The following is a 5,888-nucleotide window of genomic DNA, read 5'->3' on the forward strand; positions in this document are numbered from 1 at the left end:
CACGCGGAGCACGCGACGCGACGCGACGCGACGCGAAGAACAGCACAATGATGGGAATGGGCATCGTGCCGACGGACAAGAGCGCGGCGAACCACCACGCCTGTTGTGGCTGTGCTTCGGTGCAGGACGATCCCGCGCGCCTCCGCGCAAAAGACCGATATGCAGCGCCTCGTCGTTCACGTCGAGACCAGACAAAACGACTCCGTTCCCCAAGTAAATCAACCACTTACACCGTTCTAATCCAAAACGTTGGGACGCTACTGATATGGATTACACTTTGGGTGTAGGTGCTAGCAATCAGATAGACGCGGCGATCAACAGGCTCACGAATCACCAAGATGACGCCTGCAAGACGGTCGGGAACATGGCGCGTCTTCGATACGATGCACCCTCGAACACTGGGTATGGTTTCGCCGCAGGCGACCCAACGATAGCGGGCAGCAACGATGCTTACGTGATGATGGACGAGTTCCCGAACGGTGGGTTCTACAGCGGCTGGGGGCTAAACGATAACCACACCTACGTTATGGGTAGTGCTCTTTCGGCAACGGAGTCACAGCTCGCCGGTCTCTTGGCACACGAGGAGTATCATCACGCTGGAGAGGATAATCCAGGACATGTCACTGGACGGTCCAACCGCATACAGGGGGTCTGCAATGGATTCGCCTCATTAGAATCCGGCGCTGTCTCGCAATCTTGACGGTGGTATGGCTACTCCCCCCAGGCCTACGGGCTCAGTCCACGCTCACCGACCGCGACGTTCAGCAAATAGTTCAGCAGGCGGTGCGAACTGCGCTGGCAAACGCGCGGGTAGGGAATCGCGACATTGCGGCTGACAGCGCAATTGTCTTCGACACAGCGACGGTGAATCTTGCTTCCGGCAACGGAGAGCGGCGGTATGCGGGAGTAGAACTCGGTCGAGTTGATGTTGGGCGACCACTGATTTCGGGCGTTCGTGATGCCGCCTTTGACTGCCCAGCAAAGGATGTTCCACCTCGGATCTCCGCAGATTGCACCTCCCGCGGGAATCGCCCGTACGTTCGTGTCGGAGTACTGGACATCATCGACGCCAACTCCGTCACGCTCTGGGTAAGCATTATCTCTCTTGGAAACCCTTCGCCGAAAGCGACGCGGTCCGAACGGTTTGTGAACCACAACGTTCAGATCTTGGTCAAGAAAGGCTCTGATGGATGGACGATCGGCGTACCGAAAGCTCAAGCGGTCGGGTGAGAAATCCGAGGCCCAAGCAGGCAGACTGCTTGGGCCTCGTTCGCTCCACAGCGCTCCGTGCCGTTTCCAAACGGCATCCTGTTCGCGGTAATGGCCGCGCGAGCCCTCACGCTTTGCACTTTTCGGCTCGGCCCCGCCGCCAAGGGCGCGAGCACCCGCATCTCGGAGGTGGCCTGTCGCAGAGCGATCACGCGTGGCAAATGCGCCAGTAACGTTTCGTCACCAACCCAGCAGAGTGTTTCACCCTGCCCGTCGGCCGCAAATGCCGCGAGCGCAACTGGTACAACGGGCACACCGGCGATCACCGCCGCTTCAAGCAGCGACGAGCGAAAGGGCAGGGTTTGGCGACCGTTGGTCGTCGTGCCTTCCGGAAAGAGCACCACGCGGGCGCCCTGCTGCAACGAAGCACTGAGCACCGTGACGGCCCGTCGCAGGTCGCGTTTTTGGCGGCGGTCGATCCAGATGACGCCAAGTGCCTCGCCGAGCATACCAACCAACGGCCAGTCGCGTACATCGTCCTTCGCCACGAAGCTGCACTCGAAGTGTGCTCCTAGGGCTACGATGTCGATCCATGAGAGATGATTCGCGACGAGCAACGCTGGGCCGAGCGGGAGGTCGCCGACCGTGCGCACCTCGATGCGCAGCAGCCTCAGCACGAGGCGGCACAGCCAACGGACGCCGAAACGCACCATACCATGAACGGCGTTCGCCCTTCGGGATGACATCACCCGAAGAGCGACGCGTAGCTCCGCGCATCCATGTCGTGGACGTCGAGCAAGACGAGAAAGTCGGTGGTCCCGAAGGCATGATCCAGCGCGGGCGCGCCACAGACTTTGGCCCCGAGCGACAGGTAGCCTTCGAACAACGGAGGTAGGGCCGCCGTGAGCGCCGTGGCGTCGATCACGGGTCGGACGCGACCGTCATCGGACAACGCCCGGGCGGCGGGACGCGGACGCACGAGAATCTGATGATGCAGTGCGGGCCGCGCGTGCAGAGCCCGCCAGGCCTCGAGGGCCGGTTCGGGGGAGACGCCAGACAGCGAGCAGCAGCCGAACAGGTAGCGCTTGTCGTTCCATTGCAGATAGCGCGCGATGCCCTTCCACAGGAGTCGGAGCACGCGACCCGAGCGGTGCGCCGGATCGACGCAGGCCCGGCCGATTTCGACGGCGCCCGCCAGCACGGTTCCCGGCACGGCGCCCAGTTCGAACAGGGTGGCGCTGTAGAAGCCATGCCGCGTGGCGGCCATGATGGCCGTTTGCAGGCGATAGGTGCCGACGACGGCACCTGTGCTGGGCTCGCAAATCATGAGGTGGTGAAACCAGGGATCCCGGTCGTCGGCTTCACGCGCGTGGGCGGTTGGCGTGGCGTCCGTCTGGCCACACCCTTCCCCCCAGTTCGGCGCAGAACACGCGGTATCGCAAGGACTGGACGGCATGCAAGTCCAGGCGGGACCAGGCGAAGCGGAGCACATACTTGCCGGTCTCGACGATTCCGGGCGGAATGCCATCGACGTGGTGCGGGAAGACGTCCGCCTCGAGAGGGGCGACGGCCGCCTGCTGGTCGCCAACCGGCAATAGGTAAGGGGGAGTTCGACGCGTCAAAAGCGCGAGCGAGCATGAGGCCTCCAGTGGTCGGTGAGGTCCGACGCCGATTGCTCGGACTCATGAACTCGAGAGGCCACGGTACCGAACCGGCGGACGAATGACCACGGAACGGTCACTGAACGGCAACGGTCCGTGCGCGCCGCACTGGCCCCGGTGCGGCACAGAGGTGAGCTTTCCCCCTCATGTCACCACAGTTCGTCGACCCCTCGTTGCCCAAGCGGATCGATCGTTGGCGCAGCCCCGCGCTCGGTCTGGAAATGCCGATCGTGTCATATGGCTGGCGTGGCCAGCCCATCCTGCTCTTCCCGACGGCTGCCGCTGACTTCCTGGAGAATGAACGCTTCTGGTTGATCAAGGCGATCGAGCCTTTTCTCATACAGGGACGCATCCGCGTCTTTTCGATCGACAGCATCAATAAGCTGGCGTGGATGGACCGCAGCTTGCCGGTGCCGGAGGCCGGTCGGCGTCAGGCGCTGTATTCGCACTATATCGAAGACGAAGTCGTGCCGTTCATCCGTCACGTGTGCGGCGACGGACAGGCGCGCGCGATCACGACCGGTGCGAGCTTCGGATGCTTTCACGCCGCAAACGCGTTCTTCCGTCGCCCCGATCTGTTCGGCGGTCTGGTCGGCATGAGTGGCTTCTTCGACCTCGCGCCGAGCTACTTGAAGGGCTACAGCGACGACGATTGCTACTTCAACAATCCGATGTGGTACGTGGCGAACATGGAGGGCGGATCGCTCGACCTGCTACGTCATCACGCGAACATTGCTCTCGTTTCCGGACAAGGCGCGTACGAGAAGCCCGAGATGACGCGCACCTTCCACGATCTCCTCGACCAAAAGCAGATCGGACATATCTTCGACTTGTGGGGGCCCGACGTGAACCATGACTGGCCGTGGTGGCGTAAGATGTTGCCGCACTATCTGGAGCGACTGGGATGCTGAAAAGCGGTTGTGGGTTCTGGGTATTGAGATTTGGGTTGGCGGTGACGACGCCAACGTTTGCCATGGCGCAGGCTGCTGCAAAAGCGCCGGCTGCGGCCGTGTCGATGAAGGATGCGTCGCTCGAGGCGCGCCTGGCGTACGTGCGCAAGCTGCTGCGCAACACGCCGCTGGTGGACGGACACAACGACCTTCCGTGGGCGATGCGCGAAGCGGCGAAGGATCCACTCGATGTCGTGGCGTACGATCTCCGACGCAAGACGGCGGGTATGACTGACATTTCGCGTCTGCGTAAAGGCATGGTGGGCGGACAGTTCTGGTCGGTGTACATCCCCGGCGAGGTACGCGACTCCGGCTACGCGCGCATTCAGCTCGAGCAGATCGACATCGCCAAGCGCGTGATCGCGCGTTATCCCGATGTGTTCGTGCCGGCGTTCACCGCTGCCGACGTACGTGCGGCGTATGGACAGGGCAAGATCGGCTCACTGCTGGGCATGGAAGGCGGACACGCGATCGAGAATTCGCTGGGTGCGCTCCGCTCCTACTACGAGCTCGGCGCGCGCTACATGACGCTCACGCACAACGTGACGCTCGACTGGGCAGACGCCGCCAACGACGTACCGCGCAACAAGGGACTCACCGCGTTCGGTAAGGAAGTGGTGCGCGAGATGAACCGGCTGGGCATGCTGGTCGATCTGGCGCACACGTCGCCGGCGGTGATGAGTCAGGCACTTTCCGTGACCGAGGCCCCGGTGATCTGGTCGCATGCAGCGGCCCGTGGTATCACCGATGTGCCGCGCAACGTGCCCGATTCCATTCTCGCGCGCCTGCCGAAGAACGGCGGGGTGGTGATGATGACATTCGTGCCGGGGTTCGTGTCGCAGGCGGTCGCGAACTACGGCGTGCAGGTCACGGCCGTGCGCGACTCCATCGCCAAGCGCTTCCCGAACGACAACGATGCGCAGTTCAAGGCGGTGGCCGCGTGGCGTGAAACGCACCCTACGCCGATCGCGACGATTGCCGATGTGGCCGACCATCTCGATCACATCAAGCAGATCGCGGGCGCCGCGCATGTAGGTATCGGCGGAGATTTCGACGGCATCACGGAAACCGTGCAGGGCCTCGAAGATGTCTCGACGTATCCCACGCTGTTTGCGGAACTGCTGAAGCGTGGCTGGACCGATACGGAACTCAAGGGTCTCGCCAGCGAGAACGTACTGCGTGCGCTGAAGGGTGCCGAGACTATTTCGGCGCTGCTACGCAAGTCGCGTCCCGCCTCCACAAAGACCATTCAGCAACTCGACGGACGCCGCCAATGAGCCACGATCGCCGCACTTTCCTGAAGCACTCCGCGCTGCTGGGTGGCGCGGTTGGGATTGGACTGCCAGCCGCTGCCGAGGCGCTCATCGCCGATAGCGTGCGCCCGCTGGCGTATCGCCCCGAAGCGGGAAACACGCAGCCGAAACCGCTGCGCATTCTCATTCTCGGCGGTACCGGTTTCATCGGGCCCAATCAGGTGGAGTACGCGCTGGCCCGGAAGCACAAGGTCACGCTGTTCAATCGCGGCAAGACGAACGCCACGCTGTTTCCGAACGTCGCGCGCATCATCGGTGATCGCAACGTGGCCGGCGGCCACGATGGGTTGAAGAGTGGTACGTGGGATGTCGTGATCGACAATCCCACGCGCAATCCGCTGTGGGTGCGCGGAGCCGGCGAAGCACTCGAGGGACGCGTAGGTCAGTACATCTTCGTGTCCACGATTTCGACGTACCGCGACAACTCGATCGTAGGCATGGACGAAAGCGGTCCGCTGCACGCGCCGGGCGCACCGGCGGTGTGGACCAGCAACGATGGCGGGAACTACGGTCCCAACAAGGTGCAGTGCGAAATCGATGCGAAGGCACAGTTCGGCGAGGACAAGGTCACGATCGTGCGTCCGGGATTGATCGTGGGCCCCGGTGACCTGAGTGATCGGTTCTCGTATTGGCCGGTGCGCATCGACAAGGGCGGCGAGATTCTCGCGCCGGGCACACCCAACGACGCCGTGCAGTACATCGATGCCGAAGACCTCGGCCAATGGATGGTTCGCCTCGCGGAGAACCACACCATC

The 5,888-nt window shown here is 62.8% G+C and carries 6 protein-coding genes; 4 read left to right on the top strand and 2 right to left on the bottom strand.

Annotated elements, in window-relative coordinates:
• Positions 1 to 1,214: 1,214 nt before the first annotated feature.
• Both ACESNG_RS15810 and ACESNG_RS15815 read right to left on the bottom strand, forming a co-directional pair.
• Positions 1,215 to 1,922, bottom strand: a complete 708-nt coding sequence (locus ACESNG_RS15810; RefSeq protein ID WP_373069687.1) for a lysophospholipid acyltransferase family protein — start codon at positions 1,920 to 1,922, stop codon at positions 1,215 to 1,217.
• A 32-nt stretch (positions 1,923 to 1,954) separates the two neighbouring features.
• Entirely contained in the window at positions 1,955 to 2,701 is a 747-nt protein-coding gene (locus ACESNG_RS15815; protein WP_373069689.1) for a GNAT family N-acetyltransferase, read from the bottom strand.
• On the opposite strand from ACESNG_RS15815, the gene ACESNG_RS15820 reads away from it, so the two are divergent.
• The 4 genes from ACESNG_RS15820 to ACESNG_RS15835 all read left to right on the top strand — a co-directional run.
• The gene (locus ACESNG_RS15820) at positions 2,664 to 2,807 is read left to right on the top strand and encodes a hypothetical protein (RefSeq protein ID WP_373062650.1); all 144 of its coding nucleotides are present in this window, start codon (positions 2,664 to 2,666) and stop codon (positions 2,805 to 2,807) included. The two genes, ACESNG_RS15815 and ACESNG_RS15820, sit on opposite strands and share 38 nt — an antisense overlap.
• A 209-nt stretch (positions 2,808 to 3,016) precedes the next feature.
• Entirely contained in the window at positions 3,017 to 3,781 is a 765-nt protein-coding gene (locus ACESNG_RS15825) for an esterase family protein (protein WP_373062644.1), read from the top strand.
• 41 nt (positions 3,782 to 3,822) lie between these two features.
• Entirely contained in the window at positions 3,823 to 5,097 is a 1,275-nt protein-coding gene (locus ACESNG_RS15830) for a dipeptidase (RefSeq protein ID WP_373062646.1), read from the top strand.
• The coding region (locus tag ACESNG_RS15835) for a twin-arginine translocation signal domain-containing protein (RefSeq protein ID WP_373069691.1) at positions 5,094 to 5,888 on the top strand (795 nt) is incomplete at its 3' end. The genes ACESNG_RS15830 and ACESNG_RS15835, both read left to right, overlap by 4 nt.

It is taken from the genome of Gemmatimonas sp. (assembly GCF_041689975.1).
Taxonomy (GTDB): Bacteria; Gemmatimonadota; Gemmatimonadetes; order Gemmatimonadales; family Gemmatimonadaceae; genus Gemmatimonas.

Bases quoted from the DNA above. Each gene is read 5' to 3' on its own strand.
- ACESNG_RS15825 (WP_373062644.1), top strand. From the start codon at position 3,017: ATGTCACCACAGTTCGTCGACCCCTCGTTGCCCAAGCGGATCGATCGT.
- ACESNG_RS15810 (WP_373069687.1), bottom strand. From the start codon at position 1,922: ATGGTGCGTTTCGGCGTCCGTTGGCTGTGCCGCCTCGTGCTGAGGCTG.
- ACESNG_RS15820 (WP_373062650.1), top strand. From the start codon at position 2,664: ATGCAAGTCCAGGCGGGACCAGGCGAAGCGGAGCACATACTTGCCGGT.
- ACESNG_RS15815 (WP_373069689.1), bottom strand. From the start codon at position 2,701: ATGTGCTCCGCTTCGCCTGGTCCCGCCTGGACTTGCATGCCGTCCAGT.